We start from the raw sequence: 15080 nt of genomic DNA, 5'->3' as shown, positions 1-15080 counted from the left end.
TCAACGCGGGGAGCCGTGGCGATGCTGAACCAAGACACCGGCCTTTCGGCGAGGGACGCGAAGGACCGTGGCGCGCCGATCTATGAATGGATGAAGACCGAAATCCGTGCACGGATCGAAACCGGCGAGTGGCCGGTCAACCATCGCATCCCCTCGGAAAACGAGTTGGTGGAATCGCTTGGCGTCAGCCGCATGACGGCCAATCGGGCATTGCGCGAACTTGCCAACGAGGGCGTGATCACCCGCGTTCAGGGCAAGGGCTCGTTCGTGGCACCCAAGAAGCGTAGCGCGCCGGCGCTGGGCGTGCGCAACATCGCCGACGAAATCCTGGAACGCGGCTCGGTCCACCGTACGGAACTGATCCTCGCGCAGAGCGAGACCTGCGGCCATGAACTGGCGGCAGCACTGGAACTGGATGTCGGCGCACAGTGCTTTCATTCGGTCATGGTGCACAACGAAGACGACGTACCGATCCAGCTGGAGGACCGCTTCGTCAATCCCGCCATCGCACCAGACTATCTGGAGCAGGATTTCGCCGCGACGACACCCAACGCCTTCCTGACGAGCATCGCGCCGATTGCCAAGACGGAGCAGTTCATAGAGGCCGTGCTGCCGCAGCCCTGGGAATGCAAGGTTCTTGCCATTGCCCGCTTCGAGCCCTGCATCCTCATCCGCCGCCGCACCTGGTCGCACGACCGCGTGGTGACGTCGGTTCGGCTGCTCTATCCGGGCTCGCGGTACCGCCTGCAGAGCAACTTCTGAGCCGCGGACGGCTGAAACCGCTGCGCCCTCCCACGGCCGAGCCTCATCGATTGATGAAACGGGCGCGCGCGAGCGATCAGCTCGCCGCCTTTCACGACGGACCTTGATCGCTTGACATCCGACGCGAGCGAACGCTGCGCGCAACCGGCTTCGGGCGAATTTCTTTACAAGCACAATCGAATATTCACGATAGGATTGGCATTCCCTGACACTTCGCGTCCTGCCGCGTTGACTTTTGTCAGCGTCGATGACTAATGTCAAAACATCCGATGAAAGAACCCTGATGCCTGTCCGACCGAACGACCAGATCATTCACAAGGCCGCTTGGCTCTATTACACGCATGGCCTGCGGCAGGACGAAGTCGCGCAGCGGCTCGGCATCTCCCGCGCCTCGATCGCCATGTATCTGCGCAAGGCGCGCGAGATGGGGATCGTCACGATCTCGACCTCCTCGGAACTGTTTTCCGACGACGTGCTGGCGCGCGAGCTGGAAGACGCCACGGGGCTGACCACGGCCTGGCTGGTGCCGGAAGACCGCCAGGCGATGGATCCCGCGGCGGAAATGCCTGTCGTTGCGGCTTCAGTCTTTCTCGAGCTCATCAACAAGGGCGACCGGATCGGCGTGGCCTGGGGCCGCACCGTCTATCACATCGCCGATGTCATGCCCTTCGCCGACCTGCGCGGCGTCACCGTCGTGCAGCTCTGCGGCAATCTCGGCGCGCCCTATTCCTACCGCCCGGACCAATGCACCACGGAAATCGCCCGGCGGCTGAATGCCGAGGGCATCAATTTCTATGCACCGCTCGTGCTGTCCTCCGAGCGTCTTGCCGAGGAACTGCGCGGCGAACCCGTCATCAAGGAACAGCTTGCGACGATCTCGGATTGCAATCTCGCGCTCTATTCCGTCGGCGGCATCGAGGATGATAGCCACCTCGTCAAATGCGGCGCGCTGTCGGCCGCCGACATGCATGCCATGGGCGAAAAGGGTGCGGCCGGCGTCATCGCCGGCCAGCTGATCGACCATGACGGCCAGTGGATGGACTGCAACCACAACCGGCGCTGCATTTCCGCCGATCTCGATTCTATCAGAGCGATTCGCAAGCGCATGCTCGTCGTGCAGGAAGACAACAAGTTCGAGCCGCTGATGGCGGCGCTGAAGGGCGGCTTCGTCTCGCATCTCATCGTCACCACGTCGATGGCGCGCCGCATTCTGGAACGCTGGGAAAAGGGTGGTTCGGGCAAGGCTTGAACCAAGACTGTTTGGGTCCGCCGATGCCGGCAGGGCCGGTTTATCGGGAGGCTGACACGATGGAAAATCTCTGGCGCGACGACGAGGCGGAAAAGGTCGTAGCGAACTATGCCGCAAAGGGCGTCAACCGCGATCTGGCGCTGCGCACCTATACGACCCGCCTGCTCGGCGGCGAGCCGCGGCTCGTGCTGCATGGCGGCGGCAACACCTCCGTAAAGACCGAAGTGACCGATCTCGTTGGCGACACGCACGCCGTGCTCTGCGTCAAGGGCAGCGGCTGGGACATGGGCACGATCGAGCCACCGGGCCTGCCTGCCGTGAAGATCACCGCGCTGCTGAAAAGCCGCAAGCTCGACAAACTCTCGGACGAGGACATGGTGACGCTGCTGCGCGCCAATCTCATCGATCCCGCAGCCCCGAACCCGTCGGTGGAAGCGCTGCTACACGCCTTCCTGCCGCACAAATTTGTTGACCACACCCACTCGACCGCCATTCTCGCCATCGCAGACCAGGCGAAGAGCCGCGAAATCAGCGCCGAGCTGTTCGGCACGAAGATGGGCTTTGTGCCCTATATCATGCCGGGCTTCGCGCTCGCAAAGGCCGCTGCCGAAGTGTTCGAGCAGGACCCGACGGTCGAGGGCCTGATCCTCGACAAACACGGCATCTTCACCTTCGGCGACACCGCGAAGGAAGCCTATGACCGGATGATCCACTACGTCACGGTCGCCGAGGATCACGTCAGGAAAAACGGCCGCAATCCCTTCACGCCGGCCACCCTGCCCGCAAAGCTTGCAAGCCCGGCCGATATCGCCCCGATGCTGCGCGGCGCCGTCGCCGTCGACAAAGGTGAAGGCCGCTACGACCGCATGGTCAGCATCTTCCGCGCCTCACCGGCCATTCTCGATTTCGTCAACGCAGCCGAAGTCAAGGACATGGCAGCGCGCGGGGTCTCGACGCCCGACCTCTCCATCCGCATCAAGACCGGCCCGATGGTGCTGCCGGCCCCGGTTAGCGATGATCTCGCAGGCTACCGCGCGGTCATCGACCAGCACGTCGCCGCCTTCGCCGCCGATTACACCGAATACTTCCACAGCAACGACGCCCGCGACGACGTCAAGCGCATCATGCTCGATCCCATGCCGCGCCTGACACTGGTGCCGGGTCTCGGCATGTTCGGCCACGGCCGGACCTTCAAGGATGCGACCATCGCCGTCGATGTCGGCGAGATGTGGATCGAGGCGGCACGCGATGCCGAATCCGTCGGCCGCTTCGAGCCGGTCAGCCGTCCCGATCTCTTCGATCTCGAATACTGGTCGCTGGAACAGGCGAAGCTCGCCGGCGCCAAGCCGAAGCCCTTCACCGGCCAGGTCGCCGTCGTCACCGGCGGGGCTGGCGCCATCGGCGCTGCCGTCGTCAAGGCTTTCGCGGCCGAAGGCGCCCATGTCGTGGCACTCGATCTCGATGGCGAGAAGGCGGCAGCGGTCGCCAAGACGGCCGGCAACAACTCCATCGGCATCGCCTGCGATATCACCGATCCCGTCTCCGTCCGCACTGCCTTCGACAAGGCGATCTCCACCTTTGGCGGTGTCGATATCGTGGTTTCCAACGCAGGTGCCGCCTGGGAAAGCCCGATCGCCACGATGGATGACGCCCTGCTGCGCAAGAGTTTCGAACTGAACTTCTTTGCCCACCAGACGGTGGCGCAGAATGCCGTTCGTATCATGAAGGCGCAGAAGACCGGCGGCGTGCTGCTGTTCAACGCTTCCAAACAGGCGGTCAATCCCGGCGCAAAGTTCGGCGCCTACGGCCTGCCGAAGGCCGCGACGCTCTTCCTCTCACGGCAATACGCGCTGGAACACGGCGCCGACAATATCCGCGTCAACGCCGTCAATGCCGACCGCATCCGATCCGGCCTGCTGAACGATGAGATGATCGCCAACCGCGCCGCCGCCCGCGGCCTCTCCGTCAAGGACTATATGGGCGGCAACCTGCTCGGCCTCGAAGTGACCGCCGAAGACGTCGCCCGCGCCTTCGTGCATCACGCCCTCGCCGAACGCACCACCGCCGACGTTACGACCGTCGATGGCGGCAATATCGCCGCGGCGATGCGCTAGCGGAGATCAGGCGAGGTCCGTCTGGGCGAAGTCGTCGCCCTTATAGGCAAGAGGGACGCCAAGCGCCTTCGCACAGGCGTACGCGAAGCAATCGCCGAAATTCAGAGCCGCCGGGTGACCGGCGGTTCTGCCGTAGGCCATCGCCGCATCCAGAGCGAGTTCGCCGATCCGAGGCGTCACCGTGATTTCGTCCGCTCCAATCTCGGACAAGAAATTCGCTACCGCCTCACGCGCGGACGCAATCGCCTGCCGCTTGTCCGAACTTGAAGGCTGTTTTCTTGCCAGTGCGAGCACAGCCTCGAAACGAGCCAATGAACTGACCGAAAAGCTCGTTTCACTTCCGTCAAGCCGCTCGACGATGTCCTCCCAGCCCGGCTCGCGCGTCATCACGGCGACGATTGCGGAGGCGTCAATGAACATCAGAGATCGTCCCACATCTCATCCGTGAACTTTTTCATGTCGAAGTTCGGATCAGGCTTGCCCCACGTCGCGACCCTCTCCTGAAGAGGTGCAAGCCTCTCCCGCAGCGATGCCTTGTGCTTTTCGCGGTCAAGTTCGTTTCGCAACGCACGGCGCACCGCTTCCTTCTTCGTCGGGGCGTTCATGGCTTTTTGCAGCTGGGCGGCAAGCGCATCGACCTCGTCGTCACGAATAAAGAGCGCCATCGAATATCTCCTTCAGATATCAAGATATACGCTTGGGATATCTTGCACGCAAATAAAAAGGGGCGGCCCGATGGACCGCCCCTTCTTCATTCCATATGCCGAAATCAGGGCTTCGGCATCCATGCGGGCATGGCGACATCGGCATGGGCGAACTGCGGCAGCTTGGTGCCGAGCTCTTCCATGTTCTTGATGTCCTGGTCGTTCAGGTCCTTCTGGGTGATCAACGTCGGCGGCACGATGACCTGCTTGCCCGGATCTTCACCGGCGAGCAGCATGGCGAGCGAGCGCACCGAGACCTGACCGACAACGGCCGGGTTCGTCGCGGCCGTCGCAGCCCAGGCCGAGCCGGATTCGCGCATCGCAGCGATATCGGACGTGGAAATGTCGGCCGAGTAGATCTTGACGCTGGAGGACAGGCCCGCTTCGTCGACGGCGATCTTCACGCCCTTGGCGAATTCGTCATAGGGGGCGAACATCACGGTGATGTCGGGGTTGGCGGAGATCACCGAGCGCGCCTGGTTGGCGACGGAGTTGGCGATCGGGTTGTCCATCGTGCCGAACTGGGCGGCCTCGTTGATGCCCGAATACTTCGCCTTGAACTCCTTCCAGGTCTCGTCGCGGCGGTCGAGCGGCGCAATGCCGGCGACATAGACGTAACCAGCCTTGAAGCTCTCACCATTGTCTTTGATCGCCTGCTCGAGCGCGAGGCGGGCGAGGTCACGGTCGGACTGCTCGACCTGCGGGATCTTGTCGTTTTCGACATTGACGTCGAAGGCGACGACCTTGATGCCGGCATCGACCGCACGCTGGGCGGCTTCCTTCATGGATTCCGTCAGGCCGTGCTGGATGATGATGCCCTGCACGCCGAGCGCGATCGCCTGGTCGACCATGTCGGCCTGGAGTGCCGCATCCTGACGGCTGTCGAAGACCTGAAGCTGGACGCCGAGCGCCTTGGCCTGCGCTTCCACGCCAGCCAGATAGGACTGAAAGAAGTCGCCGGTCGAGAGGTAGCGCACGAGCGCGATCTTGACGTCGCCGGGCTTGTCGAACGGCTTGGGCATGTCCGCCGCAAAGGACGGCACGGCAAACGATGCCGCGGCCATCAGCCCGAGCGTCAGCTTGCCCAGGGTTCTACGCGTAAAATTCATGTCAGTCTCCTCCACTGGTGAACTTTGGTTATCCGCCGAGGCTCCCCCTCAGCGTTTGCCTCTTTTCGAGAGCGCAAAGGTGAAGATCAGGGCGATGACGAGCACGGCGCCCTTGACGAAATCCTGGGTGTAGTAAGGCGCGTTCATCATCGTCAGGCCCTGCAGCAGGATACCCACGAAGAGCGCGCCGATGGCCGTGCCGAAGGCATTCGGCTTGGCGGCACCGAGCACAGCGAAACCGATGAGTGCTGCCGCCACGGCATCGAGCAGCAGGTTGTTGCCCGAGGCGATATCGCCGCGCCCGAGCCGGGCGGCAAGCAGGATGCCGCCGATCGAAGCGAAGACGCCGGAGATGATATAGGCCGAGATCTTGTAGGCATTGACCGGCGCACCGGCGAGGCTGGCCGCGCGCTCGTTGGAGCCGACGGCATACATCATGCGGCCGAAGCGGGTGTATTCGAGGAAGAACCAGATGACGATGGCGAGCACGATCAGCACGACCACCGAGACCGGCACGAGATTGGGCAGGATCAGATCGAAGCGATGGCGGCCGAGCGCCAGGAAGGCCGGGCTGAAGGCGCCGGTCGCCGTCGAACCGTCGGGCAGCGTCATGCCGGTCGCAATCGAGCGGCCCTCGGTCGGGATGCGCTGGAGGCCGAGCAGCAGGAACATCATGCCGAGCGTCGCCAGAAGATCCGGCACGCGCATATAGACGATGATGATGCCGTTAATCAGGCCGACGAGCACGCCGACGGCAAGGCAGACGAGCGTCGCCGTCAGCGCATCACCGCCCATGACCACCATCACATAGGACGAGGCCATCATGGCCGTGGTCGCGACGGAGCCGATGGAAAGGTCGAAGCCACCGACAACGAGCGTCGCGGTGACGCCGAGCGCCAGAATGCCTGTTATCGACACGGATTGCAGGATGAAGACCGCGCTCTGCGGCGAGGCGAAACCGCCCGTCACCGCCGAGAAATAGAGCACCATGCCGGCGAGCAGCACGAGGAAGCCGTATTTGATCGCGGTTTCCCGGATGTTGAAGGCGGCCGGCGGGACGGCGCCCGTGGCTGCGTTTGCGGCGGAGTTGCTCTGTTCGCTCGTCATCATGCACTGACCTGTTGATAGAATTGCCCGGCGATCTCGGAGAGCAGCCGCTCGACATCGATGTCGGCATTGCGGTGCTCGCCGACGATGGTCTGTTCCGACATCACCAGGATGCGGTCGGCGACCTCGAAGGCTTCGTCGAGTTCCGTCAGGAAAAGAATGGTGGTGCGCCCCGCCGCAGACGCGCGCAGTTTCTCGCCGATATCGCGGCGGGCGGCGATGTCGACGCCCTGGAAGGGTTCATCGAGGATCAGGAGGCGCGAGGGTTCGGACAGCCAGCGGCCGACCATGACCTTCTGCTGGTTGCCGCCCGACAGCGTCTGCATCTCGTCGCGCTCGCTGCGGCAGACGACGCCCAGCGCCGAAATCTGCTGGCGGGCCTTGGTCTTTTCCGCACGCCGACTGGCAATGCCGAAAGACGAAAGACGACGCAGGAACGGCAGGCTGATATTCTCGTAGATATTGAAATCCGGCACGATGCCGCTGATCGCGCGGTCCTTGGCGACAAGGAAGACACCCTGGGCAATCGCCTGCCCCGTCGTCTTTGGCGCATAGCGCTTGCCGTCCAGCGTCATCTCGCCGGCCGCCGGCGCACGCGCGCCAAACAGGGTTTCAGCAAGCGCCGTCTTGCCGACGCCGACAAGGCCGGTGACGGCGACGATCTCGCCGTCACCGAGATCGAAATCGAAGGGTCGCGTCTGTTCGGAGAGTTTCAGCCCGCGCACGCTGAAGACCGGACGGCCCGCCTCACGCACGGCCACCTGGCCTGCCGAAACCTTGCGGCCAAGCATGGCATTGACCGCGCCTTCATAGTCGAGCTCCGGCCCCTCGAAACGACCGGTAATGCGGCCGTCGCGCAGCGCAAGAATGCTGTCGGCGAGGCGCCGGATATCCGACATGCGGTGCGAGATATAGAGTATGGCGACGCCGCGCGCCTTGAGGCGATCGACGAGATCGAACAGCCGGTCGGCCTCCGCGCTCGACAGCGACGAGGTCGGCTCGTCGAGGATCAGCACCTTCGGCTCATGCGCCATGGCGCGCGCGATGGCCACCATCTGGCGGTCGGCCAGCGTCAGGTCGTTGATATTGGCGGTAAGGTCGATCGACAGGCCCATGCGCGAGGCGACGGCAGCCGCCTCGCGGCGCACCCGGCGCGGATTGAAGAACAGCCGCGCACCTCGACCGTTCAGCCGGTCGAGCGTGAGATTGGTCGCGACGTCCAGATCGGCGACGACGCCGTCATTGATGTTCTGGTGCACCGTGACGACACCGGCGCGGATCGCCTCGGCCGGCGTTGCCGGTTCGAAGGCCGTACCCGCCAGCGTGATCGTGCCGGCGTCCCTTGTGTAGACGCCGGAGAGGATGCGCACGAGCGTGGATTTGCCGGCACCGTTGGCGCCCATCAAAACCGTCACTGCGCCTGCCTTGAGGTCGAGGTCCACACCCTGAAGCACCGGTACCGGGCCAAAGGATTTGCGCACGCCCTCAATGCGAAACACTGCCTGTTCGCTCATTCAATCCTCCCAATGACGCCACGTTAGGATAGGCTCTCATCAAATGTCAAGGCCGTTGACATTTGACAGAATGATGCCTTAGCTGTGGGCATGAACGGCACGGCGGCAGGCAATGGAGGCAGCCCCGTGCGCAGGAGGAGAACATCATGAGCAGTCCCGTCTTCGAAGCGCTGAGCGCCGAGACATTGCCGGAAAGGCTTGGCAACAATGCCGCCCTCACCGAGAAGATCGGCAGCGATAGGTCGCGCTGGATGGTCAAGGAAGTCGGTGACGGTAACCTCAATCTGGTTTTCATCGTCACGGGCGAAACGGGCGCCGTCATCGTCAAGCAGGCGCTGCCCTATGTGCGCCTCGTCGGCGAGAGCTGGCCGCTGCCGCTGAAGCGCTCCTTCTTCGAATATCACGCGCTGAAGCGCCAGGGCGCGCGCGATCCCGGCATGGTGCCTGATATCCTCTTCTTCGACGAGGCGCAGGCCATCATCGTCATGGAGTTCCTGACGCCGCATGTCATCCTGCGCCGCGCGCTGATCGATGGCCGGGAGCTGCCGAAGATCGGCCGCGACCTCGGCCTCTTCGTCGCCCGCACGCTGTTCCGCGGCTCCGATCTCTCCATGGTGACGCGCGAGAAGAAGGCGGATGTCGCGCTGTTTTCCGACAATGTCGAGCTTTGCGACATCTCGGAAAATCTCGTCTTCTCCGATCCCTATTTCGAAGCCGCGCTCAACCGTCACACCACGCCGCAACTCGATCCGCTCGTTGCCGAACTGCGTGCCGATCGCGACCTCAAGGTCGAGGCACAGCGGCTGAAACATCTGTTCTCCGCCAAGGCCGAAACGCTCTGCCATGGCGACCTGCACACCGGCTCCGTCATGGTGACCGACGACGAGACCCGCGTCATCGACCCGGAATTCGCCTTCTACGGCCCGATCAGCTTCGATGTCGGCATGCTGATCGCCAATTTCTGGATGAGCTATTTCTCGCAGGCCGGCCACGAAGCCTCCCCCGGCGCGCGCGACAGCATGCGCGCCTACCTGCTCGATACGATCGATACGCTCTGGGAGGCGTTCCGTGCCGAATTTTCCCATCTCTGGCGCACCGAACGCAAGGGCATCCTCTATCAGGCCAGCCTCTTCGAGGACCGCAATGACCCGCTCGCCGCCGAGCAGGCGCTCAACATCGTCATCGACGAGATCTGGCGTGAAATGCTCGGCTTTGCAGGCATCGAGATCCATCGCCGCATCCTCGGCCTTGCTCACAATGCCGATTTCGAAACCATCGCCGACCCCGACCGCCGCGCGCCCTGCGAAAGCAAGGCGCTGAAGTTCGGGCGTCACCTCGCCGTCAACCGGCAGCGCATCCACAGCCTCCGCGATATCCGCGAGACGGTGGAGCGGCTTGAAAAGGAGATCCTCGCGTGAAAGTCGGAGAACGCCACTATCATACGATCTGGCTGAACGAGGACGGCCGCGCCGTCGACATCATCGATCAGCGCTGGTTGCCGCATGAATTCCGCGTCGTCACGCTGAAGACCGTCGCCGATGTCGCCGTCGCTATCAGAGACATGTGGGTGCGCGGCGCGCCGCTGATCGGCGTCACCGCCGCCTATGGTGTCGCCATCGCCATGGCCAAGGACCCGTCGGACGCCCATCTCGATGCCGTCTGGGAAGAGCTGAACGAAACGCGCCCGACCGCCATCAACCTGCGCTGGGCGCTGAATGCAATGCGCGAGCATCTCAGCCCGCTGCCGGAAGCTGAACGCGCCGCCGCCGCCTATGCGCGTGCCGCCGAAATTGCCGAAGAAGATGTCGAGCTCAACCGCGCCATCGGCGCAAATGGCCTCGACGTCATCCGCAAGATCGCCGCCAAGAAGAAGTCGGGTGAGCCCGTACGCATCCTCACCCATTGCAATGCCGGCTGGCTTGCGACCGTCGATTACGGCACCGCGACCGCGCCGATCTACATGGCCGTCGAGGCGGGCATTCCCGTCCACGTCTATGTCGACGAGACCCGCCCGCGCAACCAGGGCGCCTATCTCACCGCCTGGGAGATGAACGGCCACGGCGTGCCGCACACGCTGATCGTCGACAATGCCGGCGGCCACCTGATGCAGCATGGCGATATCGACATGGTGATCGTCGGCACCGACCGCACCACGGCGAATGGCGACGTCTGCAACAAGATCGGCACCTATCTGAAGGCGCTTGCCGCGCGCGACAACGACGTGCCCTTCTATGTCGCACTGCCCTCGCCCACCATCGACTGGACGGTGCATGACGGCGTCAAGGAAATCCCGATCGAGGAGCGCACCGCCGACGAGGTGAGCTTCGTGCAGGGCCGCGCCGCCGACGGCTCGATTGCCAGCGTGCGCATCTCGCCGGAGGGCAGCCCCGCCGCCAACCCCGCCTTCGACGTCACGCCCGCCCGCCTCATCACCGGCCTCATCACCGAGCGCGGCATCGCCACGCCCTCCCCCGAAGGCCTGAAGGCGCTCTTCCCGGAACGGAGCTGAGACGATGAGCCTCTCCAACCAGAAATCCACCGAGGAGATTGCGCTCGGCATCCGCCGCCGCGTGTTCTTCCACACGATGAAGCACAATGGCGGTTATCTCAGCCAGGCCTGCTCGGCCGCCGAGAGCCTTGCGCTGCTCTATAACGAGGTGCTGAAGCTCGGCGAACCGACGCTGCCGAAGGTGCCGTTACCGTTCCGTGGCGTGCCCTCGGCGCACAATCCGGATGCCTTTACCGGCGCCGGTTACCACGGCCCTGTCGGCCCGGAATACGACCGCTTCTTCATCTCGCCGGCCCATTATGCGCTCGTCATCTATTCCGCGTTGATCGAGACCGGCCGCATGGACGAGCACGCGCTCGACCATTTCAACAAGGACGGCGGCTCGGTCGAGATGATCGGCGCGGAGCACAGCCCCGGCATGGAAGTGACGACGGGCTCGCTGGCACAGGGCCTCTCCATGGCCTCAGGCGTCGCCTGGGCGCGGCTGCGCAAGAAGGAGCCCGGCAAGGTCTGGGTCTATATGTCGGACGGCGAGTTCCAGGAGGGCCAGACCTGGGAATGCCTTGCGGCGATGAGCTATCACAAGATCGACAATATCCGCGTCATCGTCGACGTGAACCGCCAGCAATGCGACGGTGCCATGTCCTCGGTGCTCGACCTCGGCGATCTCGCCGCGCGCGTCGCCGCCTTCGGCGTGACCTGCCGCTCGGTGGACGGTCATGATCTCGGTGCGCTCAGCGAAGCGGCGGAAAGCGCCGAACCCGGCAAACCGCTCGTCATCCTCGCCAACACCTCGCCCTATCAGGGCATGGATTTCCTGAAGAAGCGCTTCCCGCGCCTGCACTATGTGCGCTTCAAGAGTGCGGAGGAGCGGCTGGAAATGCGGGACGCTCTCGCTGTCGAACTCGGCATCGATCTCACCGCGATGGAAGGGGCCTGACCATGGTCGAAATCGTCAACCGCCCCTACGCCAAAGCTTTCGAGGCCTTCGCCACCGCACGTCCCGAAGTCCTCTGCCTGTCGGCCGACCTTACCTCGTCCTGCGAGGTCGACGGTTTTCGCGACCGGCATCCTGAAAAATTCCTGTCGCTCGGCATGGCCGAGCAGAACATGCTGTCCTTCGCCGGCGGCCTTGCCATGCAGGGGTTCCGGCCGTTCATCCATACGTTCTCGGTCTTCCTCTATCGCCGGCCCTATGACCAGCTGATCAACTCGATCGCCTATTCCAACCGCAAGGTCCGGCTGATGGGCTTCCTGCCCGGCATCACCACGCCGGGCGGCATCACGCATCAGGCCATCGAGGACATCGCGGTGCTGCGCGCCGTGCCGAACATGACGATCCTCGAAACTGGCGACGCCACCGAAGTCGAGACCGTGCTTGAGGTTGCCGATAGCATCGACGGTCCGGTCTATGTCCGCATCCTGCGCGGCGAGGTGCCGCGGCTGTTCTCGACACCCTTCGCGTTCAACAAGCTGCGCACGCTCTCGGAAGGCGACGACATCCTCGTCGTTTCCTCCGGTGTGTGCACCGAAGAAGCGTTGCGCGCCACCGGGCCGATCGCGGCACGCGGCATCGGTGTCCACCATCTACATGCCTCGACGCTCAAACCCTTCGACCGGAATGGCCTGCTGAAGGCTGCACGCGGCAAGAAGGGTATCGTAACCCTGGAGAACCACACGATCGTCGGCGGCCTCGGCTCGCTGGTCGCGGAAATCCTCGCGGAGGAAGGGCTCGGTATTCGCCTGAAACGCCTCGGCCTCAACGACACTTTCGCGCACGGCGCCTCGAAACCCTATCTCATGAAGAAATACGGCCTCGATGCCGGAGCACTCGTCGCGGCCATCGAAAGCCTTGCCGGCAAGCCCCTTGCCATCGGCGAGGAAGAGCTGGCGGAAGTGCGTCTCGACCACGTGCATTCCGCCCAGAAGGCCGAGGCGCTCTGATGGCTGCTCGCTTCACGGTCACATATTTCGTGCGCGCCGCCGACGAGGCGGAAGCCAAGGCGCGCGCGCTCGACATCGCGCTGGAACAGACCGTGGAAATTCCGCGCAGCGTCGTGCCGACAGGCTATGTCGAGGACGAAATCCTCGGCCGGCTGGAAAGCCTGCACAAAGACCCCGAGGGCAGGCCGGGCTTCCTCGCCACGATCTCCTATTCGGAGGATGATATCGGCGGCGATTTCCTGCAGTTCCTCAACATCGTCTTTGGCAACAGCTCGATCAAGCCGGGCCTGAAGGTCGAGGATATCGGCCTCTCACCCGGCCTGCTCGCTCTCTGCACCGGACCGCGCCATGGGATAGCGGGTATGCGCGCCCGCGCCGGTATCGGCGAAACGCCGCTTCTGATGTCCGCCATCAAGCCGGTCGGCCTGTCGACCGCGCAGCTTGCCCGGCTTGCCCATGATTTCGCGCTGGGCGGCATGCATTTCGTCAAGGACGACCACGGCCTCGTCGACCAGAAGACCGCGCCCTTCGATGAACGGCTGAAGGCCTGCATCGAAGCCGTCGGTGAGGCCAATGCGAAGAGCGGCGGAAGAACGAGCTTCGTGCCCAACATCACAGGCCCGGCCACCGCCATCATCGAGCGGGCGAAGCAGGCGCAAGAACTTGGTGCGGGCGGCGTGATGATTGCGCCAGCGCTCGCCGGCTACGACATCGTGCGCACGCTGGCCGCCGATCCGGATTTTTCCCTGCCGATCGTCTCCCACCCGGCCTTTTCCGGCGCCAATGTTGTCTCCCCCGATTGCGGCTTCTCGCACCGCGCCTTCTTCGGCACGCTGCACCGCCTGATGGGCGCTGACGTCGTGGTCTATCCGAATTTCGGCGGCCGTTTCGGCTTCACCCGAGAAGAATGCCAGTCGATCGCGAGGGCTTGCGCCGTGGACATGGGAGGCCCGAAGGCCATCGTCGCCGCACCCGGCGGCGGCATGACCTTTGCCCGCATTCCGGAAATGCGCGACGCCTATGGCAATGATGTCATGTATCTCGTCGGCGGTGCGCTGCTCTCCGAACCGGACCTCGTCGGCGCCTGCAAACGTCTGGTCGCCGCCGTCGAGGCATGACCCCTCAGGATTTGCCGGTGCCGGTCAGCTCCGTCCGCGCCAGTAGCCGCACGACCCAGTCGACGAAGACGCGCACCTTGTTGCTGAGATGCCGGTTCGGCGGGTAGACGATGTAGAGCGGAACCGGCTCCATATGCCACTCTGGCAGCACCGGCACGAGCTGCCCTCTGGCGATGGGCTCACGTGCCATGAAACAGGCGAGCGGCGCGACGCCGAGGCCCGACAGCGCTGCGGCCAGATAGCTGCGCGCATCGTTGACCGAGAGAATGTAGCGGCTGTTGATCTCCAGCGTCTCGCCATCCCGCGTGAACTCGAAGGGCATGATGCGGTTGATCTGCGCCAGGAAGTAGTTCACGCAATGATGCGCGGCTTCCAGGTCGGAGGGATGCTCGGGCATGCCGAAGCGTTCGATATAGGCGGGCGCAGCACAGGCCACCAGGCCCATCTCCCCGACGCGCCGCGCGATCAGCGAGGCATTGCCCGGCGAGCCGGCGCGCAGCGCGCAGTCGACATTCTCCGCCAGATAATCCACGGTGCGGTCACCCACCCCGAGATCGATATTGATATCGGGGTATTTCTCATGGAAATCATTGAGTTCGGGAATGATCAGCAGGTCCGCGAAGGCGCCTGACATTTCCACGCGCAAGCGCCCGCTCGGGCTCATGCGGGAATGCGAGAGACTGCCGTCCAGCTCGTCGATCTCGGTGACGATCTGGTTTGCCCGTTCGTAGTAAAGCGCGCCGTCCGTCGTTACCATGACGCGGCGCGTGGTGCGGTTGAGCAGTTTGGTCTGAAGATGCGTTTCGAGATTCTGGATAAGGTTGCTGACCGTCGCCTTGGGCATGCCGAGTGCTGCAGAAGCGCCGGTGAAGCTGCCCGTCTCCACCACACGGAGGAAGACGCGCATCGCAGAAAGCTGATCCATGGAACATTCCCACGTTGGAAGCTAT

14 protein-coding genes are annotated in these 15080 nt (G+C 63.7%); 8 read left to right on the top strand and 6 right to left on the bottom strand.

The genetic code is table 11. From position 1 onward, the window contains the following. Positions 1 to 21 precede the first annotated feature (21 nt). The 3 genes from hutC (at position 22) to MUU55_RS06160 (ending at position 4125) form a co-directional block, all read left to right on the top strand. Positions 22 to 762, top strand: coding sequence for a histidine utilization transcriptional repressor HutC (gene hutC, locus MUU55_RS06170; RefSeq protein ID WP_244759915.1), 741 nt, complete (start codon positions 22 to 24; stop codon positions 760 to 762). 283 nt (positions 763 to 1045) lie between these two features. Next, positions 1046 to 2011 carry a sugar-binding transcriptional regulator gene (locus MUU55_RS06165; protein ID WP_244759914.1) on the top strand — a complete coding sequence of 322 codons (966 nt, stop codon included), beginning with the start codon at positions 1046 to 1048 and terminating at the stop codon, positions 2009 to 2011. Positions 2012 to 2070: 59 nt separating this feature from the next. After that, positions 2071 to 4125: a bifunctional aldolase/short-chain dehydrogenase gene (locus MUU55_RS06160; protein ID WP_244759913.1), complete on the top strand. Its 2055-nt coding sequence runs from the start codon at positions 2071 to 2073 to the stop codon at positions 4123 to 4125. A 6-nt stretch (positions 4126 to 4131) separates the two neighbouring features. On the opposite strand, the gene MUU55_RS06155 is transcribed toward MUU55_RS06160, so the two are convergent. From MUU55_RS06155 to MUU55_RS06135, 5 genes are all read right to left on the bottom strand, one after another. After that, positions 4132 to 4545 (bottom strand): type II toxin-antitoxin system VapC family toxin, encoded by a 414-nt coding sequence (locus MUU55_RS06155; protein WP_244759912.1) that lies wholly within the window; start codon positions 4543 to 4545, stop codon positions 4132 to 4134. Beyond that, positions 4545 to 4790 carry a type II toxin-antitoxin system VapB family antitoxin gene (locus tag MUU55_RS06150; RefSeq protein WP_244759911.1) on the bottom strand — a complete coding sequence of 82 codons (246 nt, stop codon included), beginning with the start codon at positions 4788 to 4790 and terminating at the stop codon, positions 4545 to 4547. The genes MUU55_RS06155 and MUU55_RS06150 overlap by 1 nt, the downstream gene beginning before the upstream one ends. A 104-nt stretch (positions 4791 to 4894) precedes the next feature. Continuing rightward, a complete protein-coding gene (locus tag MUU55_RS06145) occupies positions 4895 to 5938 on the bottom strand; it encodes a substrate-binding domain-containing protein (RefSeq protein WP_244759910.1) in 1044 nt (347 codons plus the stop codon). 48 nt (positions 5939 to 5986) lie between these two features. Continuing rightward, a complete protein-coding gene (locus tag MUU55_RS06140; RefSeq protein WP_244760877.1) occupies positions 5987 to 7045 on the bottom strand; it encodes an ABC transporter permease in 1059 nt (352 codons plus the stop codon). Continuing rightward, positions 7045 to 8559 (bottom strand): sugar ABC transporter ATP-binding protein, encoded by a 1515-nt coding sequence (locus MUU55_RS06135; protein WP_244759909.1) that lies wholly within the window; start codon positions 8557 to 8559, stop codon positions 7045 to 7047. The genes MUU55_RS06140 and MUU55_RS06135 overlap by 1 nt, the downstream gene beginning before the upstream one ends. A gap of 146 nt (positions 8560 to 8705) precedes the next feature. Between MUU55_RS06135 and mtnK the strand changes: the two genes are divergently transcribed. The 5 genes from mtnK to MUU55_RS06110 are packed head-to-tail and all read left to right on the top strand — an operon-like array spanning position 8706 to position 14130. Beyond that, positions 8706 to 9977, top strand: coding sequence for an S-methyl-5-thioribose kinase (gene mtnK / locus MUU55_RS06130; RefSeq protein ID WP_244759908.1), 1272 nt, complete (start codon positions 8706 to 8708; stop codon positions 9975 to 9977). Continuing rightward, the gene (gene mtnA / locus MUU55_RS06125) at positions 9974 to 11068 is read left to right on the top strand and encodes an S-methyl-5-thioribose-1-phosphate isomerase (protein WP_244759907.1); all 1095 of its coding nucleotides are present in this window, start codon (positions 9974 to 9976) and stop codon (positions 11066 to 11068) included. The genes mtnK and mtnA overlap by 4 nt, the downstream gene beginning before the upstream one ends. A 4-nt stretch (positions 11069 to 11072) precedes the next feature. Next, on the top strand, positions 11073 to 12008 hold the full coding sequence (locus tag MUU55_RS06120; RefSeq protein WP_244759906.1) for a transketolase: 936 nt from the start codon (positions 11073 to 11075) through the stop codon (positions 12006 to 12008). A 2-nt stretch (positions 12009 to 12010) separates the two neighbouring features. Further along, positions 12011 to 13012 carry a transketolase family protein gene (locus MUU55_RS06115; protein WP_244759905.1) on the top strand — a complete coding sequence of 334 codons (1002 nt, stop codon included), beginning with the start codon at positions 12011 to 12013 and terminating at the stop codon, positions 13010 to 13012. Next, positions 13012 to 14130: a RuBisCO large subunit C-terminal-like domain-containing protein gene (locus MUU55_RS06110; protein WP_244759904.1), complete on the top strand. Its 1119-nt coding sequence runs from the start codon at positions 13012 to 13014 to the stop codon at positions 14128 to 14130. Before MUU55_RS06115 ends, MUU55_RS06110 begins: the two co-directional genes overlap by 1 nt. A 4-nt stretch (positions 14131 to 14134) precedes the next feature. Here MUU55_RS06110 and MUU55_RS06105 read toward each other — a convergent pair whose 3' ends face one another. Beyond that, entirely contained in the window at positions 14135 to 15055 is a 921-nt protein-coding gene (locus MUU55_RS06105) for a LysR family transcriptional regulator (protein ID WP_244759903.1), read from the bottom strand. Between the last annotated feature and the right edge of the window lie 25 nt (positions 15056 to 15080).

It is taken from the genome of Shinella curvata, assembly GCF_022899935.1.
In the GTDB taxonomy this organism is placed as follows: domain Bacteria; phylum Pseudomonadota; class Alphaproteobacteria; order Rhizobiales; family Rhizobiaceae; genus Shinella; species Shinella curvata.
The sequence above is the reverse complement of the archived record's forward strand: the minus strand, read 5'-3'. Positions and strand labels throughout refer to the sequence as shown.

What these genes read in the sequence shown, in the direction of transcription:
- hutC (WP_244759915.1), top strand. Translation starts at nt 22, where the DNA reads ATGCTGAACCAAGACACCGGCCTTTCGGCGAGGGACGCGAAGGACCGT.
- MUU55_RS06165 (WP_244759914.1), top strand. Translation starts at nt 1,046, where the DNA reads ATGCCTGTCCGACCGAACGACCAGATCATTCACAAGGCCGCTTGGCTC.
- MUU55_RS06160 (WP_244759913.1), top strand. Translation starts at nt 2,071, where the DNA reads ATGGAAAATCTCTGGCGCGACGACGAGGCGGAAAAGGTCGTAGCGAAC.
- MUU55_RS06155 (WP_244759912.1), bottom strand. Translation starts at nt 4,545, where the DNA reads ATGTTCATTGACGCCTCCGCAATCGTCGCCGTGATGACGCGCGAGCCG.
- MUU55_RS06150 (WP_244759911.1), bottom strand. Translation starts at nt 4,790, where the DNA reads ATGGCGCTCTTTATTCGTGACGACGAGGTCGATGCGCTTGCCGCCCAG.
- MUU55_RS06145 (WP_244759910.1), bottom strand. Translation starts at nt 5,938, where the DNA reads ATGAATTTTACGCGTAGAACCCTGGGCAAGCTGACGCTCGGGCTGATG.
- MUU55_RS06140 (WP_244760877.1), bottom strand. Translation starts at nt 7,045, where the DNA reads ATGACGAGCGAACAGAGCAACTCCGCCGCAAACGCAGCCACGGGCGCC.
- MUU55_RS06135 (WP_244759909.1), bottom strand. Translation starts at nt 8,559, where the DNA reads ATGAGCGAACAGGCAGTGTTTCGCATTGAGGGCGTGCGCAAATCCTTT.
- mtnK (WP_244759908.1), top strand. Translation starts at nt 8,706, where the DNA reads ATGAGCAGTCCCGTCTTCGAAGCGCTGAGCGCCGAGACATTGCCGGAA.
- MUU55_RS06120 (WP_244759906.1), top strand. Translation starts at nt 11,073, where the DNA reads ATGAGCCTCTCCAACCAGAAATCCACCGAGGAGATTGCGCTCGGCATC.
- MUU55_RS06115 (WP_244759905.1), top strand. Translation starts at nt 12,011, where the DNA reads ATGGTCGAAATCGTCAACCGCCCCTACGCCAAAGCTTTCGAGGCCTTC.
- MUU55_RS06110 (WP_244759904.1), top strand. Translation starts at nt 13,012, where the DNA reads ATGGCTGCTCGCTTCACGGTCACATATTTCGTGCGCGCCGCCGACGAG.
- MUU55_RS06105 (WP_244759903.1), bottom strand. Translation starts at nt 15,055, where the DNA reads ATGGATCAGCTTTCTGCGATGCGCGTCTTCCTCCGTGTGGTGGAGACG.